The organism is Paracoccus sp. S1E-3 (assembly GCF_013868135.1).
GTDB lineage: Bacteria > Pseudomonadota > Alphaproteobacteria > Rhodobacterales > Rhodobacteraceae > Paracoccus.
Map to the genome: position 1 here is coordinate 1,495,718 of NZ_JACEMU010000004.1, position 16,462 is coordinate 1,512,179.

16 protein-coding genes are annotated in these 16,462 nt (G+C 64.5%); 5 read left to right on the forward strand and 11 right to left on the reverse strand.

Annotated elements, in window-relative coordinates:
• Nucleotides 1-35: 35 nt before the first annotated feature.
• From H1S04_RS07455 to H1S04_RS07485, 7 genes are all read right to left on the reverse strand, one after another.
• Nucleotides 36-1,112: a branched-chain amino acid ABC transporter permease gene (locus tag H1S04_RS07455; RefSeq protein WP_181744873.1), complete on the reverse strand. Its 1,077-nt coding sequence runs from the start codon at nucleotides 1,110-1,112 to the stop codon at nucleotides 36-38.
• A gap of 140 nt (nucleotides 1,113-1,252) precedes the next feature.
• Nucleotides 1,253-1,624: a VOC family protein gene (locus tag H1S04_RS07460; protein ID WP_181744874.1), complete on the reverse strand. Its 372-nt coding sequence runs from the start codon at nucleotides 1,622-1,624 to the stop codon at nucleotides 1,253-1,255.
• Between the two features lie 2 nt (nucleotides 1,625-1,626).
• A complete protein-coding gene (locus tag H1S04_RS07465; RefSeq protein ID WP_181745431.1) occupies nucleotides 1,627-2,640 on the reverse strand; it encodes a branched-chain amino acid ABC transporter permease in 1,014 nt (337 codons plus the stop codon).
• Nucleotides 2,637-2,780, reverse strand: a complete 144-nt coding sequence (locus tag H1S04_RS07470; RefSeq protein WP_181744875.1) for a hypothetical protein — start codon at nucleotides 2,778-2,780, stop codon at nucleotides 2,637-2,639. Before H1S04_RS07470 ends, H1S04_RS07465 begins: the two co-directional genes overlap by 4 nt.
• Nucleotides 2,773-3,591, reverse strand: a complete 819-nt coding sequence (locus H1S04_RS07475; RefSeq protein WP_181744876.1) for an ABC transporter ATP-binding protein — start codon at nucleotides 3,589-3,591, stop codon at nucleotides 2,773-2,775. Before H1S04_RS07475 ends, H1S04_RS07470 begins: the two co-directional genes overlap by 8 nt.
• A gap of 1 nt (nucleotide 3,592) precedes the next feature.
• Nucleotides 3,593-3,853 (reverse strand): hypothetical protein, encoded by a 261-nt coding sequence (locus H1S04_RS07480; protein WP_181744877.1) that lies wholly within the window; start codon nucleotides 3,851-3,853, stop codon nucleotides 3,593-3,595.
• A complete protein-coding gene (locus H1S04_RS07485; RefSeq protein WP_181744878.1) occupies nucleotides 3,850-5,829 on the reverse strand; it encodes a long-chain fatty acid--CoA ligase in 1,980 nt (659 codons plus the stop codon). Before H1S04_RS07485 ends, H1S04_RS07480 begins: the two co-directional genes overlap by 4 nt.
• Nucleotides 5,830-6,015: 186 nt before the next feature.
• Here H1S04_RS07485 and H1S04_RS07490 point away from each other — a divergent pair, with 186 nt between their 5' ends.
• Nucleotides 6,016-7,893 carry a PAS-domain containing protein gene (locus tag H1S04_RS07490; RefSeq protein ID WP_181744879.1) on the forward strand — a complete coding sequence of 626 codons (1,878 nt, stop codon included), beginning with the start codon at nucleotides 6,016-6,018 and terminating at the stop codon, nucleotides 7,891-7,893.
• A complete protein-coding gene (locus H1S04_RS07495; RefSeq protein WP_181744880.1) occupies nucleotides 7,886-8,593 on the forward strand; it encodes a response regulator transcription factor in 708 nt (235 codons plus the stop codon). Before H1S04_RS07490 ends, H1S04_RS07495 begins: the two co-directional genes overlap by 8 nt.
• Nucleotides 8,594-8,874: 281 nt before the next feature.
• Here the strand turns inward: H1S04_RS07495 and H1S04_RS07500 are convergent, their stop codons facing one another.
• On the reverse strand, nucleotides 8,875-9,288 hold the full coding sequence (locus H1S04_RS07500; protein ID WP_298947373.1) for an isochorismatase family protein: 414 nt from the start codon (nucleotides 9,286-9,288) through the stop codon (nucleotides 8,875-8,877).
• Nucleotides 9,289-9,478: 190 nt separating this feature from the next.
• Complete coding sequence (locus H1S04_RS07505; protein WP_181744882.1) at nucleotides 9,479-10,930, reverse strand: aldehyde dehydrogenase family protein; 1,452 nt, start codon at nucleotides 10,928-10,930, stop codon at nucleotides 9,479-9,481.
• 136 nt (nucleotides 10,931-11,066) lie between these two features.
• Between H1S04_RS07505 and H1S04_RS07510 the strand changes: the two genes are divergently transcribed.
• Nucleotides 11,067-11,729, forward strand: coding sequence for a peroxiredoxin (locus tag H1S04_RS07510; protein WP_181744883.1), 663 nt, complete (start codon nucleotides 11,067-11,069; stop codon nucleotides 11,727-11,729).
• Nucleotides 11,730-11,880: 151 nt separating this feature from the next.
• Here the strand turns inward: H1S04_RS07510 and H1S04_RS07515 are convergent, their stop codons facing one another.
• The gene (locus H1S04_RS07515; protein ID WP_255435477.1) at nucleotides 11,881-13,062 is read right to left on the reverse strand and encodes a Hint domain-containing protein; all 1,182 of its coding nucleotides are present in this window, start codon (nucleotides 13,060-13,062) and stop codon (nucleotides 11,881-11,883) included.
• Nucleotides 13,063-13,726: 664 nt separating this feature from the next.
• On the opposite strand from H1S04_RS07515, the gene H1S04_RS07520 reads away from it, so the two are divergent.
• Nucleotides 13,727-14,443 carry a hypothetical protein gene (locus H1S04_RS07520; RefSeq protein ID WP_181744884.1) on the forward strand — a complete coding sequence of 239 codons (717 nt, stop codon included), beginning with the start codon at nucleotides 13,727-13,729 and terminating at the stop codon, nucleotides 14,441-14,443.
• 92 nt (nucleotides 14,444-14,535) lie between these two features.
• Here H1S04_RS07520 and H1S04_RS07525 read toward each other — a convergent pair whose 3' ends face one another.
• Nucleotides 14,536-15,327, reverse strand: a complete 792-nt coding sequence (locus H1S04_RS07525) for a hypothetical protein (RefSeq protein ID WP_181744885.1) — start codon at nucleotides 15,325-15,327, stop codon at nucleotides 14,536-14,538.
• A 249-nt stretch (nucleotides 15,328-15,576) separates the two neighbouring features.
• On the opposite strand from H1S04_RS07525, the gene H1S04_RS07530 reads away from it, so the two are divergent.
• Entirely contained in the window at nucleotides 15,577-16,461 is an 885-nt protein-coding gene (locus H1S04_RS07530) for a glycosyltransferase family 2 protein (protein ID WP_181744886.1), read from the forward strand.
• Nucleotide 16,462: the final 1 nt, after the last annotated feature.

A 16,462-nucleotide genomic window follows, 5' to 3' on the forward strand; every position in this document is an offset into this window, starting at 1 on the left:
GGGTTTTGCGTGCCGGTTCGCCCGGTTCTGCGTGGTTAATGCGGGAACGGCCAAAGCCGCAGTTTCTCCTTCACCAGCTGCCACAGGCGGGCCAGGCCATGCGGCTCCACGATCAGGAAAAAGATGATCAGCGCGCCCACGATCATCAGCTCGATATGGGCGGCGAGGTTGGTGGGCCAGCCAAGGCCCCCGACCAGCAGGTTTTTCAGCAGCACCGGCAGCAGGACCAGAAAGGCCGCGCCCGCGAAACTGCCGAAGATCGAACCGAGACCGCCGATAATGACCATGAACAGGATCAGGAAGGACTTGTTGATGCCGAAGGCCTCGGTCACTTCGGCGGCGCCCAGATAGACGGCGAACAACAAGGCCCCGGCGACGCCGATGAAGAAGGAACTGACGCCGAAAGCGGTCAGCTTGGCCGTCAGAGGGTTCACCCCGATGATCTCGGCGGCGATGTCCATGTCGCGGATCGCCATCCATTTGCGCCCGACCATGCCCCGCGTCAGGTTCCGTGCCACCCAGGCGAGAAGGACAACAAAGGCAAGGCAGATCAGATATTTGGCCGAGGGCGTCGCGGCTGGCCCGGTGACTGCCCAACCCAGCACCGTGCGTTCGGGCGCATTGATCTGACCCGAGGCCGAATAATTGTAGAACCACGGCACCTTGTTGAACAGCCAGACCAGAAAGAACTGCGCCGCCAGCGTCGCCACCGCAAGGTAAAACCCCTTGATGCGCAGGCTGGGCAGGCCGAAGGCGATTCCCACCAGCGCGGTGATCCCGCCCGCCAGCAGGATATGGATGACGATGCTGATCTCGGGGAAAGAGGTCATCAGCTTGTAGACCGCGTAGGCCCCCACCGCCATGAAACCGCCGGTGCCGAGGCTGACCTGCCCGGCATAGCCGACCAGAATGTTCAGCCCGATCGCCGCGATGGCGTAGATCAGGAAAGGCAGCAGCACCGCATTCGCCCAGTAGTCATTGATGGCGAAGGGCACCACCACCGCCGCGACCGCCAGAATGGCGTAATAGCCGTATCGGTCCAGCTTGATCGGGAAGCTCTGCCCGTCATCGCGGTAGCTGGTCTTGAAATCGCCTGCCTCACGGTAAAACATCCTGTCCGCCCCCTATCGTCCGCCGCGGCGGGGGTTTTCCACCCCCGCACCCCCGGAGGATATTTCTGCCAGAATGAACAAGGGCTTTCGCTCTGGTTCAAATATCCCCGCCGGAGGCAGGCTGACTTGCCGCCCGCCCATCATTCGACCTCTCGCGCATGGGTGTGAAAGGCGGGCCCCTGGGGGTTGACCACGCAGAAGCGATGGCCGGTCGGCGCCTCCATCACGATCCAGCGGTGAATGCGGGCAACCACGGTCGCGCCGAGGGCTTCAAGGCGCGCAACTTCGGCCTCCTTGTCATCGGATTCGATATCCATATGGACGCGGGGGGCATGGCTCACCGCCTGCACCAGCACCTTCAGCTCGCCCTGACCGGAGATTTCGGCATATTTGCCCTCCTCGTCGATCTCGACTTCGCCGCCCAATGCGGCGCCCCAGAAACGGGCGGCTTCGGCCACATGTTCGGTCTGGCAGTCAATGACGATGCCACCCAGTCTTGCGCGATGGGTCATGCCTATACCCTTTCGATGATGCGTTCGCCGAACAGGCCTTGCGGGCGGAAAACCAGAAAGATCAGCGCCAGCACATAGGCGAACCAGTTTTCAGTCGCGCTGATGGTGAAGCCGAACCAGCTGCCAGCCAGATCGGGGCTGGACATGATGAATTCGAACAGTTTCTCGCCCACGCCGATGATCAGCCCGCCGACGATCGCGCCGGGGATCGAGGTGAAGCCGCCCAGCATCAGCACCGGCAGCGCCTTCAGCGCGATCAGCGACAGCGAGAACTGTACGCCCGATTTCGTCCCCCACATGATCCCGGCGACGAGGGCGACGAAGCCCGCGATGGACCAGACCATAATCCAGATGAATTGCAGCGAGATCCCCACCGACAGCGCCGCCTGATGGTCATCGGCCACAGCCCGCATCGCCCGGCCCTGCTTGGTGTATTGGCTGAACGCCACCAGCGCCGCCACCAGCACCGCCGCGATGATCGTGGCCCAGATGTCCAGCCGGTCGATGAAGAAGCCATAGCCGAGCCAGTCATTGGTGGCGGTCTCGATGGTCTCGCTGATGCCTTGGGGCAGCCCCACATCCAGCGTCCTGACGTCGGCCCCCCACATCACATCGCCCAGCCCCTCAAGGAAATAGGCCAGCCCGATGGTTGCCATGAACAGGATGATCGGCTCCTGCCCGACCAGATGCTGCAGCACCAGCTTTTCAATGGCGATGGCCAGCAGGACCATGACCGCCGCCGTCAGCAGGATCGCCAGCAGCGCGGGCACGTTCCAGCCGAAGTTTTCCAGGTGGGTGCCAAAGGCCGCGTTGATCAGATGCGCGAAGGGCACCTGCCCCTGCATGATGCCGACAAGCGTCAGCGCCGCGAACAGCGCCATGACCCCCTGCGCGTAGTTGAACACACCCGAGGCCTTGTAGATCAGCACGAAACCCAGCGCGACCAGCGAATACATCACCCCGGTCATCAGCCCGTTGACGATCACTTCCGAGGCGTAAAGAAGCTGGTCCATCAGGCGTTTCCTCCGATCTGTCCGGGCCGGGTCGCGGCATGGCGGGCGATGATGATCCGGGTTTCGGGCCGGGTGGGCGCCCGCGCGGCCGGCGCATGGCCGAGGCCCGGCGCCTCCATCGGGATGCGTGCGCGCCTAGTCATGGGACACCCCCAGATAGGCGTCGATCACTTCCTGATTGCCGCGCACCTCGGCGGGAGTGCCATCGCCGATCTTGCGGCCGTAATCCATCACCACCACCCGGTCCGAAAGGTCCATCACCACGCCCATGTCATGTTCGATCAGCGCAATCGTGGTGCCGAATTCGTCGTTCACATCGAGGATGAAGCGGGACATGTCCTCCTTCTCCTCGACATTCATGCCGGCCATGGGCTCGTCCAGCAGCAGCAGCCGCGGCTCGGCCGCGAGCGCGCGGGCCAGTTCCACCCGCTTCTTCAGGCCGTAGGGCAGCCGGCCCACCGGCGTCTTGCGGATGTTCTGGATTTCCAGAAAGTCGATGATCCTTTCGACCTGTTCGCGGTTGGCGATCTCCTCGGCCTCGGCGCGGCCCCACCAGATCGCCTGGCTGATGAAGCCCGATTTCATCTTGTTCAGCCGTCCGGTCATGATGTTGTCCAGCACCGACATGCCGTCGAACAGGGCGATGTTCTGGAAGGTGCGCGCGATGCCAAGGCGCGCGACCTCATAGGGTTTCATCGGGCCGCGCTTGTGGCCCCGGAACCAGACCTCGCCGTCCTGCGGGACATAAAAGCCCGAGATCACGTTCAGCATCGAAGACTTGCCCGCCCCGTTCGGTCCGATGATCGCCCGGATCTCGCCCTGCCTGATGTCGAAGCTGATATTCTTGATCGCCTCGACACCGCCGAAGCGCAGGGTGATGCCGCGCAGGTCCAGCAGAACCGGGCCGATCTGGCGGCCGTCGGCGGTGGTATAGCCTTCGGTCTGGTCCAACATCTCAGCCTCCCGCCAGCAGGCCGACGACGACGCCATAAATGGCGACGGCGGGGCCGTATTGAATCATCTGGCCAAGCGGCAGGCCCGGCCACAGCCGGCTGGCCGCTGCCACCCCAAAGCCGCCCGTCAGCGCGCCGGCGATGGCGTCGCTGATCCAGCCCGTCAGCGCCGAAGGCACCAGCCACGCCAGCAAAAGTCCCGCCAGCGCGATCAGCGCACCGCTGAGATAGCTGGGACTGTAGGTGATGACGGCTTTGCTCATTCCGCAGCCACCTTCTGCATAGGCGCCTCGCCGAAGACCGGCACGTCCTCGATCCGCAGGGTCGCCTTGATCTTGCCCTTGCGGCCGTCCTCATACGTGACCTGCGTTTCGGTATAGACGCTGCTTGAGCCGTCATAGAGCGCGGTCACCAGATCGGCGAATTTCTCGTTGATGACGGCGCGGCGGACCTTGCGGGTGCGGGTCATCTCGCCATCGTCGGGGTCCAGTTCCTTGTGCAGGACAAGGAAGCGGTGGATCTGGCAGCCCGACAGCATCTCGTCTTCCGCAACCGAGCGGTTCACCGCCTCGACATGCTCGCGGATGGCGGCATAGACCTGCGGGTGGCCGGCCAGTTCCTGATAGCTGGCATAGGCGATATTGTTGCGTTCCGCCCAGTTTCCGACCGCGCTGAGGTCGATATTGAGCATCGCCGTGCAATAGTCGCGGCCATTTCCGATCACCACGGCTTCGAGGATGTTCGGATAGAACTTCAGCTTGTTTTCCACATATTTCGGCGCGAACATCCGGCCATCGGCCATTTTGCCCACGTCCTTGGCGCGATCGATGATGCGCAGATGACCTGTGCCGGGTTCGAAGAATCCGGCATCGCCCGTGGCCACCCAGCCCTCCGCATCCTTGGTCGAGGCCGTGCTTTCCGGGTTCTGGTAATATTCGACGAAGGTGCCGGGGCTGCGATAGAAGACCTCGCCATTTTCAGCGATCTTCAGTTCCACCCCCGGCGATGGCACACCCACGGTATCCGAGCGCACCTCGCCATCGGGCTGCTGGGTGATGAAGACCGAGGCTTCGGTCTGGCCGTAAAGCTGTTTCAGGTTGATCCCGAGGCTGCGGTAGAAATCGAAGATCTCCGGCCCGATCGCCTCGCCCGCGGTATAGCCCACGCGGATCCGGGAATAGCCGAGGGTGTTCTTCAGCGGGCCGTAGATCAGGATATTGCCGAGGCCATAGGCGATGCGGTCGATCAGGCCGACCGGCTGTCCGTCCAGCAGCGCCGGTCCGACGCGGTGCGCCACCCCCATGTAATGCCTGAACAGCCAGCGTTTGAAGCGGCCGGCATCCTCCATGCGGATCATCACATTGGTCAGCTGGCCCTCGAACACCCGAGGGGGGGCGAAGAAATAGGTCGGGCCGATCTCGCGCAGGTCGGTCATCATGGTGGCCGGGCTTTCCGGGCAGTTCACCGTGAAACCGGTCCAGGCCGCCTGCCCCATCGAGAAGATGAAATCGCCCACCCAGGCCATCGGCAGATAGGCCAGCACATCGTCCCGCGCGGTCAGCTTGTCGAATTCGCTGGTGTTCCTGGCGGTCTCGATGATGTTGCGGTTCGACAGCACCACGCCCTTGGGCTTGCCCGTCGTCCCCGAGGTATAGAGCATCACGCAGGTGCTGTCGTAATCCAGCCCGGCGATGCGCGCATCGAGTTCCGGCCCCAGCCTTTGCGCGGCCGCCCGGCCTTCGGCCTGCACATCCGCGAGCGCGTTCATGCGGGAATGGTCGTATTTCCGCATGCCGCGCTTGTCGGTATAGATGATCTGCTCGATCCGGGGGGCGGCGGACTGCACCTCCAGCACCTTGTCGACCTGTTCCTGATCGCCGCAGATGACGAAACGCGCGCCGCTGTGACCCAGAACGTAAGCCATCTCCTCGGCGACGGCGTCCTGATACAGTGGCACCGGCACCGCGCCGCACATCTGCGCCGCGATCATCGCCCAATAATGCGCCGGACGGTTGCGCCCGATCACCGCGACATGATCGCCCGGCGCAAGGCCAAGGTTCAGCATCCCCAGAGCAAGCGCCCGGATCTCCTCGGCCGCCTGCGCCCAGGTCCAGCTTTGCCAGATCCCGAACTCCTTCTCGCGGTAGGCGGGGCAGTCGCCCAGCCGGTCCGCATTCCGCGCCAGAAGTGCGGGAATGGATTGCGGTTCCGCCCCGGCGGTTGCTGCAGGTTGCGCCATGTCTCCTCCCTCTGCGGTCCGAATGGCGTCGGCCCGATCGGCCGGTCGTGGTTCTTGCGACCACTGATCGGCCTGCACAGGTTTCCCGGCAATCATTTCCGCAGTTTTACGAAAATATAACGAATTCTTACGCGCTATGCGAAGCCGCTTTCGGGTGCTAACCAACGGGCAGAGGAAGGATTTCGCATGATCGCCAGTGATTCACGGGCCGCGCTGATGCAGTCGGGGTTGAACCTGATCGGCCAGGCGCTGTCGATCTTCGACGCCGATCTGCGGCTGGCGGTGTCCAACCGCCAGTATCAGGCACTGTTCGACCTGCCCGACAATCTCACCCGGCCCGGCACCTTTTTCGAGGACACCATCCGCTATCTGGTGCTGCGCGGCGAATACGGCCCGCAGGATGACCCGGACGAGGCCGTGCGCATCCGCGTCGAACAGGCCCGCGCCTTCCAGCCCCATTACATGGAACGCCAGCGCCCCGACGGGCACTGGATCTCGGTCGAGGGGGCGCCGCTGTCGCAGGGCGGCTGGGTCACGGTCTATACCGACATCACCGAAACCAAGCGGCACGAGGCGATGCTCCGCGCCCGCTCCGAAGAATTATCCTCGCAGGTGCTGGACCATGCCGAGCGGCTGTCGGCGGCGAATCGCGAACTGGCGGCGATGATCTCGGCCCTGCAGGAGGCCAAGCGGATCGTCACCGAAACCCAGGCCCGGACCAGGCAGGTGACGGAAATGGTTCCGGCCCATATCGCCCATCTGGACCGCGATCACCGCTATCTGTTTTCCAACCGCCAGTTGCCGCAGGTCTTTCCCGGCACCCGGCCCGACATTGTCGGGCTGACGGCGGAACAGGTGCTGGGCGCGCCGACCTATGCGGTGATCCGGCCGCATATGGATCAGGCCCTTTCCGGCCGCCAGCAGGTGTTCGAAATCACCCATGCCGAATCCGGCCGCCGCATCCGCATCGCGCTGACCCCGGACCGCGGCGGTAACGGCGTCTTCGTGCTGTCGACCGATGTCACTGCCGAGGTCGAGGTGCGCGAGGCGCTGACCCATGCCTCGCGGCGCGAGCTGGCGGCCAAGATCACCTCGGGCCTCGCGCATGATTTCGGCAATCTGCTGACCATCATCCTCGGCCTTCAGGACCGGCTGTCCCATGCCGATCTGGCAGCCGGTGCGCAGGCCGATGTGCAGGCGACACTGGCCGCCGCCCGGCGGGGGGTGCAGCTTCTGCAACGCATCGGCCAGATCGCCGCCCCGCGCGGCACTGCCCGTCAGCCGGTGCGGCTGGAGGGGCTGCTGCGCGATCTCTGCGACATGGTGCGCCCCACCCTGGGCGAGCGGGTGGTGCTGCTGCTGGACACCGATCTGCCGGACGCGGCGCTGATGCTTGATCCCGGGCAGGTTCAGGACAGCCTGCTGAACATGATCCTCAACGCCCGCGACGCCATGGGGCCGGCGGGCGGCACCATCGCCCTGACGGCCCGCGCCAACGCCCCCTGGGTCGAGCTGGAGCTGACCGATACCGGCACCGGCTTCACCCCCGAGGCGCTGTCCCGCGCCACCGAGCCTTTCTTTTCCACGAAGAAGGGCCATGGATCGGGCTTGGGACTGTCGATGGTGTTCGATCAGGCGCGTCTGGCGGGCGGCACGCTGCACCTTGCCAATCGCGCCGACACCCCCGGCGCGCGGGTGCGGCTGCGCCTGCCGCTGCGCCCGGTCAGCCCGCAGATGGTCCTGCTGGTCGAAGACGATGACAGCCTGCGCGAGATGCTGCGCCGGATGCTGACCTCGATGGGCCATTCGGTGATCGAGGCCGCGTCGCTGGCCGAAGCGCAGGGGTTGACCGATTTGCCGGGCCTGACGCTGATCCTGTCGGATATGCAGCTGGGGGACGGGGTGGGCCACGCGCTGGCGCGCAGCGGACGGCCGCCCCTGCTGTTGATGACTGCGCTGCCGCCGGGCGATCCGTTGCGCGCCAGCGCCCCCTGCCCGGTGCTGACCAAACCATTCGACAGCATCGCCCTCAGCGATGCCATTTCAGAGGTGCTCGATGACTGACGCCCCACTGATCGCGATTCTGGAAGACGAACCCGACATCCGCCGGATCATGTCCGACACGCTGGAGGCGGCGGGCTTCCGCACCATGGGCTTTTCCCGCGCCACCGAATTCGAGGCCGCCTTGCGCCGCATCACCCCCGATGCCTGTCTGGTCGATCTGGGGCTGCCGGATCGCGACGGACTGGCGCTGGTGCATCGGCTGGCCACCGAATCCGGCGCGGCGATCATCATCGTGTCGGGCCGCGCGCAGGTGCAGGACCGCATCACCGGGCTGGAGCTGGGCGCCGACGATTACATCATCAAGCCCTTCGAACCGGCTGAACTGGTCGCCCGCCTGCGCGCCCGCCTGCGCCGCCCTGCCGCCAGCCGTTCCGGCCAAAGGTCGCGCGCCGCCTTCGCCGGATGGCAGGCCGATTTCGACCGCTATCTGCTGGCGGGCCCTGACGGCGGCGAAACCCCGCTCAGCCATGCCGAGGCCGAGGTGCTGCGGATGTTTCTGGACAATCCGCGGCGTCTGATCTCGCGCGGGCAGATGCTGGAAACGCTGGGCGGCGCGGGCGGCGAAAGCTTTGACAGGGCGATGGATGTGCGCATCTCGCGGCTGCGGGGCAAGCTGGGCGAGGACCCGAAAAATCCCCAGCTGATCAAGACGATCTACGGCGCCGGTTATATCTTCCTGGCCGAGGTTGACTGGGCCTGATCCCGACCGGCAGCGCGGCACCAAAAAAGGGACAGCGGCGCTGTCCCTTTTTCAATCGCTGGCTGGGTTGCGACCGGATCGGTGGCTGCCTTGCTGCGAAATCTCTGCTGCCTTTGGTCGCTGCCGTCATGGTGGCGTCCGGGGTGGCCTTGCCCGCAGATATAAGCGGCCCGAGCGGGCGGGTCAAGATTTTTCCCCAATTAAAACAAATAGTTGACTGATATCGTCTGTTATTCCGCGAGCCCCCTCCAAGCCGCTGATTTCACGGCCATAACCGGCGGTCAGCGCGGCCGGACCTCCGCAACCGTCGTCACCTCGGTTTTTGCGCCGAGCGCATTCAGCGCAATCAGATGCACCGGAGCGATCAGGGCGGCGCGGAGATCGCCGATGACCCGGACGCGGAACGGGTCGGCATCGCGCGACATGGCGGTGAAGACGACACAGTTCCGGGTCATCATCCCGCAGATCGGCAATACCTCGATGCAGTCCCGATGTTCCATCAGCGTAGCGCCCTGAAAGGCATCGGCGAAGCGCTTGATGACCACCGGCGCGTCCCACGCTGCCGTCAGCACCGCCGGACGGATTTCGGACCCCACTCCGCCTTCTGTGAACAGGATCGATCCAGCGGGGGCCAGATGGCGGACCGGGATCACCCGGTCGCCTGCCTTCTGCACTTGCGCGATGGCGTCGAGAATGCGCGCCCCGGCCCCCTTAGGCCCCTACAGCGGCAGCAAGCCGCCGGGGAGCCAGTCGTTCGGATGCCGATCACCCCCAGCGCGCGGGTCATCTGCGCTCTGCCTGGCAGCTGATCAGTCACCCTCCCCGGCGCCGAGCGAAAAGGGCCGGCCCGGTTCATCCGGCCGGCCCTGATGCACAATGGCCCGGTCAGGCCTTGCTGTCCCAGCCGCTGATGGCCTTGGAATCCATGAATTCCTCGATCCCCCAGATACCGCCTTCGCGGGCGCGTCCCGACCGGCCGACCCCACCGAAAAAGGCGCCGGGGCCGCGGCTTTCGCCGTTCATTTCCACCATGCCCGACCGCAGCCGGCGCGACAGCCGGTTGCGGCGGTCGCCATCCTCGCTCTGGACATAGTTGGTCAGGCCGTAGGCGGTGTCATTGGCGATGCGGATCGCGTCCTCCTCGGTATCGAAGGGGATGATCGACAGCACCGGGCCGAAGATCTCGGTCTGGGCGATGGTCATGTCATTGCTCACATCGGCAAAGACCGTAGGCCGCACGAAATAGCCGCGATTGACCCCTTCGGGCAGGCCGGGACCGCCGGCGACAAGGCGCGCGCCCTCGGCGATGCCTTTTTCGATCAGGCCCTGGATCTGGTCCCATTGCCGCTTCGAGACCACCGGACCGATATGGCGGCCGGGTTCATGCGCGCTGGCGACGGCGGTTTTCTCGGCCACCTCCTTCGCGGTTTCGACGGCGCGGTCATAGATCTCGCGCTGCACCAGCATCCGGGTCGGTGCATTGCAGCTTTGCCCCGAATTATAGAAGACATGCCGCGCGCCGCGCACCACAGCCTTTTCATCGGCATCGGCAAAGATCAGATTGGCCCCCTTGCCGCCCAGTTCCAGCGCGACCTTCTTCAGACCATCGGCCGCAGCGCGCGAAATCGCGATGCCGGCGCGGGTCGAGCCGGTGAAGCTGATCATCTCGACATCCGGGTGCACGGTCAGCTGCGTGCCCACCCCCTCGCCATCCCCGTTCACCAGGTTGAAGACGCCCGGCGGCAGCCCCGCCTCGTCCACGATTTCCGCGAAGACCATCGACGACAGCGGCGCGATTTCCGAGGGCTTCAGCACCATGGTATCGCCCGCCAGCAGCGCCGGAATCACCTTCAGCGTGACCTGATTCATCGGCCAGTTCCATGGCGTGATCAGCGCCACCACACCGATCGGCTCCCACGAGATCATGGTGTTGGGGGCATGCGCACCCAGCGGACGGACGAATTCGAAATCCTTGAAGGCGCGGATGAAGTTCTTGGTGTGATAGGTGCCCGATTCCACCTGATCGGCGGCGGACATGTCGGACGGCGCGCCCATTTCATGGGTGATGGCCCAGGCCATGTCGGCGGCGCGGCGCTGATAAATCTCCAGGATCTTCTCTACATAGGCTAGGCGTTCGGCCGGCGGCGTCTCCGACCAGGCCGGGAAGGCCCGCTTGGCGGCGGCAACCGCCGCATCGGTATCCGCCTGCCCACCGAGCGAGATCATCGCCACCGGGTCCTCGGTCGAGGGGTCGATCACCTCGAAATCATGAGGGGCGGCGGGGGCGACCCACTTGCCGTCGATGTAGAAATTGCGTTTGTCCAGAAGCTCGGTCATGGGACCCTCCTATTCATCGACCGAATGGTCGCATTTACACCGCCACGGCGCAAGAAGCCTGCGTGGAGGATTTGGGCTTGGAACTTTGCCCATGCCCGATATGGTGCCCCCCGGAGTTAACCCGAAAGGAAACCCGATGGGACTGCGCATCAACGATATTGCCCCCGATTTCACCGCGGAATCCACCGAAGGCTCGATCAGCTTCCACGACTGGGCCGGTGACAGTTACGTGATCGTCTTCTCGCATCCGCGCGACTTCACCCCTGTCTGCACCACCGAATTCGGCGCCGTCGCCCAGTTGGCCCCGGAATTCGAGAAGCGCGGCACCAAGGTCATCGGCGTCTCGGTCGACTCGGTCGCGGACCACGCCAAATGGAAACGCGACATCGAAGCCGTCGCCGGCGTCCCGGCGAATTTCGCCATCATCGACGACTCCGAACTGACCGTTGCCAAAGCCTATGACATGCTGCCGGCCGATTACTATCTGCCGACCGAAGGACGCACGCCCGCCCATTCGGCCACGGTACGCACCGTCTTCATCATCGGGCCCGACAAGAAGGTCCGTCTGACCATGACTTATCCGATGTCGGTCGGCCGCAACTTCGCCGAGATCCTGCGCGCGCTGGATGCGGTGCAGGAAACCGATGGCGTGCCGCTGGCCACGCCCGCCAACTGGGTGCCCGGCGAGGACGTGATCGTGGCACTGTCGCTGGACGACGCGGCGGCCGAGGCGAAATACGGCAAGCTGGACAAGAAGCTGCCCTATCTGCGCTTCGCCAAGGATCCGAACCACGGCTGAGGCCATTGCGAAGGCCGCGCCGAGGCGCGGCCTTTTCCGGTCAGCACGCTGGCTGTCATTCCTTCGGCAGGGCAAGGAACGCCCGGCAGTTACCGGGCTTTCCGCCGTGGGCCGGTATTTCGGATCGGCGGCCCGCCGGCGCATGCGGCCATTATCGCCAGCCGACCAGCGGTTTGCCGTTTCGCAACAGCCGCTCCTTCAGCTTGTTGGCAGCGCGGGCGCGCACGAAGGGGCGCGCGGGCACTTGGCCGCCATAGGGATCCGTGGCGAGTTCGGGGAACAGCGTCAACACCTCGCGCCGCGCCTCGGGGTCGAGCGCTTTCATCGCCTCGGGGCCGGTATACATGCTTTCCGTCGCGGCGCCATTCGCCAGCACGATCTCGTGACGGTCGAACATGAAATGCCAATAGGTCACCTCTTTGAGGTCTTCCGCGACCTCGATGCCCTCGCAGCCCAGAAGGTGCTTGGCGGCGACCAGAACCTCGACCTCGCCGAACATTCGTTCCGCCACGACCGAGCGCACCAGAATCCGATGCTGCGGGGAAACCACCAGATCCTGCCAAGGCTGGTTGCGGCCCAATGCAGCCTGACTGATGCGTATCGGTCGCAACTGCGGACGCCATTGCAGTTCCTCGCGCGTCACGTCGCGCGAACCGATCCAACGGATGGGCCGGACGCCTCTGTCCAGCGTGTTGATCAGGCTTCCGACTTTCAGCTTCTCTACCGGAGCGTGACCCGAAGCGGTCTCGATCAGCGTACCCGGCGTGAAGCAGATCACGGTCCCGACGATGCTCGAATCGTGATAGATGAGGTTGTCGCCCCCCGCGAGATCGTCGCGGACCAACGAGTCGATGCGGATCCAATCGATGCGTCCAAGATTGTCGAGCGCGGTCTGCGACAGACCGCCATCCTTGGTCGGATAAAGATAGACGTCACCATTATCGAACTGGAACAGGCCGACGGTTTCGTATTTCGTCTGCGTGACGTTGTTCAGCGTATAGGTGATCTCGATCCTGACGCTGATGACCGCATCAATCCTGATCTGCGCGTTCTGATCGTCGGTGAAGTAATCGGCGTTGAAATAGTCATCCACTTTGGTGTCGTTGGTCGCCGTAATGTCGTCGTCACCAAAGCTCTCCGCCTGGAGCATGCGCATCCGCGGATTGTAGTTCGGATCGGTGCCGAACCGGACATCGTTGATATCCTGAACCCATTGCGCCGCGTTTTCGGCCACGTTGTCGCCGCTTCTGGGTGCTGACGCGTCCAGCCGGGTGCTGAAGTTGCCTAGAAACAGGGCTGTTACCTGCTTAGGCTCACCAGCCACATCTGCCATGGCACTTCTCCCTTCCCCCAAAAATTGGCAAAAGGATTACTGAAGCTTTGATGATGTTAAGTGACTTATCTCAAGCGTCTTTATGACGAGAGGCACAACTGCGGGGATAACCCCAAATGCTCGCGTCGCGACAGCGCAGTGCAAGAGCGCCAATGCGGGTGAAATTGCATAGGATACCGCCGTCCCCTCAAAGAGATGGAGGACATCCAAAAAAGATCAGAGACCTGCCCAGACTTGCGTGTCCTTCGCGGGGCAGGACCCTCTTTCAAGACCACATTTGTTATAGAGCATGAATGGTGGACCTGTTATAGCACATCTCTGGTAAATAGATGCAGTTTTTCACTCACACCCAGATAAAAAGCCGGTTACCGCCCGATAGCGTGGGACGACCGGCCTCCTTCAGCCGACAAGTCCGGGACAATATTCGGCCAGGCGCCTGAAGACGTTTGACCTGCGCAAGACCTGTGCCTGCAGGCCGCAGCGGCCGAGGCGACATATGTCAGGCGGAACAGGAACCTGCGCGATCAGCGCTGCGCCAATACCCCGCCTCGGGGCCGATCCCGCCCGAATGCCGATTCTGCGGCCGCGCCTTTTTCATGGCGCGCTTGACAGCAGGGGTGATCCCTTGCCTTGCTGGGGCATTACCATTCGCAAGGATTTCATCATGCTCAGCGACAAGGATATCGACAGTATCTGGGTCATCCCGCCCGACCGGGCGCTGGATATCCTGCCGGCGCTGCTGACCGCAGCATCGCCCGCCGAGATCTGGACTGCGACGCTGCGCTACCGCACCGAATATGCCGACGGGATCGAGGCGCGGCTGGACCGCGAGATGGACGAGATGGGACCGGCCCCCGATGACATCGACATGAATGACAGGCTGCGCCGGGACATGCGCGCGACCGCCATGGATCGTGCGGTGGAATCCTGGGACGGCCTGACCGGGCTGGCCGGACGCCGCGAAACACCCGATGACGAGCGCCAGCCGCTGTGTTTCGGAATGCCCCTGATCGAGACCTGGCCTGTCCCTGACCTCGCGCTGGAACCCGACCAGGTCTATGCCGAGACGAGCCGCATGCAGGACGAGATCGGCGCCCTCATCAGCGCCCATCGCGGCATCGGGCCGCGCCGGATCACGCTGCCGGACGCGGCTTTGAGTTTTTACGACGACGAGGACTGGACCGATACGCAGGCCCTGCTGGCCGAGATCGCCAAGCTGACCGCCTATTGGCCGCCCGCAAAGGGGCTGCCCGGCCTGGCGCTTGCCCAAAGTCAGGAACACGCGGCCGAGCCGATCGCGATCCTGATCTACGCCCATACCGACACGGGCCATGAGGCGCTTTCGCGGATCGTGGCCGGGGCCGGCGGCCGGATCGACTAGAAAGCGCCCCGGTCGCAACGGCTCGTCCACGGACCCGGCCGGCTGGCGCGCCTGTCGGTCAGGATGCGCGGCCCGATACGCCGCGCCCGCCGTCACATGATCCCGGCGGCCCGCGCCCGCGCGACACGGGCGCCCAGAAAACTGTGCGCGGGGATCTCGCCACAATAGCGGCGGGCCAGCACCTTCTGCACGTTCGACGCGCTCAAGTGAACGCCATAGGTGGCGGGACCGAAATCGGCATCGCTCGGCGCGCCGGGCGCGACAAATCTTTCGCAATCCGTGGGAAGGATCGGGTAAAACGTCTCGATTGGCAGGGCGTATTTTATCTCGTCGTGCCGCCGCAGATAGGCCGACAGCGCCCGCGGTCCGGTGCTGCCCCAGGGCCATGCCTCGATCGGAACGCCGCGACCCAGCGTTCCGATCTGATATTTCAGCCGCCGCAGCCCGGTGATATGGGGCGCGATCCCCCGCATTCCCGGCCTGAAGCACTTCAGGTCCGCCAGCGCGGGCGAGCTGTGCGGCATGCGCAGCACGGCGCAATTGACGCGCTCGGCGCTTTCATGGGCATAGATCCGGTCACCGGTGAAATCGAACGGCCGCAGCGCGATGATGTCGAGATCGACCCAGACGCTGTCGGTCCGGTCCATCAGCGCATAGCGGAAGAAGTTGGAATGGAGCGATGGACTGCCTTCACGGCGGGAACAGGCGACCTGACCGCAGGACAGGATCTCATTGGCGTCGCGCCCCTCGACCCCCTGCGGCAGACCGGCCAGCAGCGCATAGCTGTAGACCGTCAGGCGATGCCCATGGCGCAGAAACGAGGCGATGCTCGCGTATTCGATCGGGCCGAGGCGGCCCACCCACAAGGTCGCGAGGTCGCGCAAGACAGCAATCCATTACGTCGGAAAAGGTCCGCCGGATAACAGTGATGCACCCGCCCGATGAACAAGACAAGCGGGCTGTGGGGGGCCACGCCCATCGGAGGCCACTGCGCACAGCCGTGCAACTTGTCGTGTTAGGACAGGATGTCGCACGGTCCAGGGCTTGCCCTGCAGGTCAGAGCCGCTATCAGGGCGCGCCGGGTCGCTGCCGGCCCAAGTCCGACCCGCCACTATACCGCTCGAAAGCCCGCCATGCCCCGCCCGACGATCGTCACCCTGTCGACCATACCGCCGCGCTTCGGCCTGCTGGCGCCGACCCTGAACAGCCTGCTGGCGCAGAAGCTTCCGGTGCAGGAGATCCGGCTGTATATCCCGCAGCGCTATCGCCGTTTCCGGGATTGGGACGGCACCCTGCCCGAGGTGCCTGCCGGCATCACCATCTGCCGCTGTCCCGACGATCTGGGCCCCGCCACCAAGGTGCTGCCGGCGACTCGGGACCTGGTCGGTCAGGATGTCGACATCCTGTTCTGCGATGATGACAAGCTTTACGATCCGTGCTGGCACCGCCGCTTCAAGGCCGCGCGTGCGGCCCGCCCCGATGCCTGCATCGTCGAGGCCGGCGACAACCTGCCCGATATCTGCGACAGCACCCGCGCGCCCGACCGGCTGCCGCGCGCGAAACGTTGGACCCGCAAGCCGCTGTCCTACCGACTGAAGCGGATATTGTCGCTGTTCACCATCAAATCGCCCATGTATGCCAATAGCGGCTATATCGACGTGCTGGCGGGCCATGCCGGGGTAATGGTCCGCCCAGAATGGTTCGACGATGCCGCCTGGGCCATTCCCGACATCGTCTGGACCGTGGACGACCCTTGGCTGTCGGGTCATCTGGAACGCAAGGGCATTCCGATCTGGCTGATGGCAGAGGTCCGGCGGATGCGGTGCTCGGGCGCAGGGGCGGTCGATGCGCTGCAGGATCTGGTCGAACAGGACCATGGCCGCGTCAGGGCCGATATCGCCGCCATCGATTACATGCGCCGCACTTACAACCTGTGGACACCACGCGGCCAGACCGCACCGCCGGCGCCCTGGATGACAGAAACCATGCGCGAGATTGCCCGCCGCGCGCAGTCCTGAA

Coding starts and splice junctions, on each gene's coding strand:
- H1S04_RS07455 (WP_181744873.1), bottom strand. CDS start 1,112: ATGTTTTACCGTGAGGCAGGCGATTTCAAGACCAGCTACCGCGATGAC.
- H1S04_RS07460 (WP_181744874.1), bottom strand. CDS start 1,624: ATGACCCATCGCGCAAGACTGGGTGGCATCGTCATTGACTGCCAGACC.
- H1S04_RS07470 (WP_181744875.1), bottom strand. CDS start 2,780: ATGACTAGGCGCGCACGCATCCCGATGGAGGCGCCGGGCCTCGGCCAT.
- H1S04_RS07475 (WP_181744876.1), bottom strand. CDS start 3,591: ATGTTGGACCAGACCGAAGGCTATACCACCGCCGACGGCCGCCAGATC.
- H1S04_RS07480 (WP_181744877.1), bottom strand. CDS start 3,853: ATGAGCAAAGCCGTCATCACCTACAGTCCCAGCTATCTCAGCGGTGCG.
- H1S04_RS07485 (WP_181744878.1), bottom strand. CDS start 5,829: ATGGCGCAACCTGCAGCAACCGCCGGGGCGGAACCGCAATCCATTCCC.
- H1S04_RS07490 (WP_181744879.1), top strand. CDS start 6,016: ATGATCGCCAGTGATTCACGGGCCGCGCTGATGCAGTCGGGGTTGAAC.
- H1S04_RS07495 (WP_181744880.1), top strand. CDS start 7,886: ATGACTGACGCCCCACTGATCGCGATTCTGGAAGACGAACCCGACATC.
- H1S04_RS07505 (WP_181744882.1), bottom strand. CDS start 10,930: ATGACCGAGCTTCTGGACAAACGCAATTTCTACATCGACGGCAAGTGG.
- H1S04_RS07510 (WP_181744883.1), top strand. CDS start 11,067: ATGGGACTGCGCATCAACGATATTGCCCCCGATTTCACCGCGGAATCC.
- H1S04_RS07515 (WP_255435477.1), bottom strand. CDS start 13,062: ATGGCAGATGTGGCTGGTGAGCCTAAGCAGGTAACAGCCCTGTTTCTA.
- H1S04_RS07520 (WP_181744884.1), top strand. CDS start 13,727: ATGCTCAGCGACAAGGATATCGACAGTATCTGGGTCATCCCGCCCGAC.
- H1S04_RS07530 (WP_181744886.1), top strand. CDS start 15,577: ATGCCCCGCCCGACGATCGTCACCCTGTCGACCATACCGCCGCGCTTC.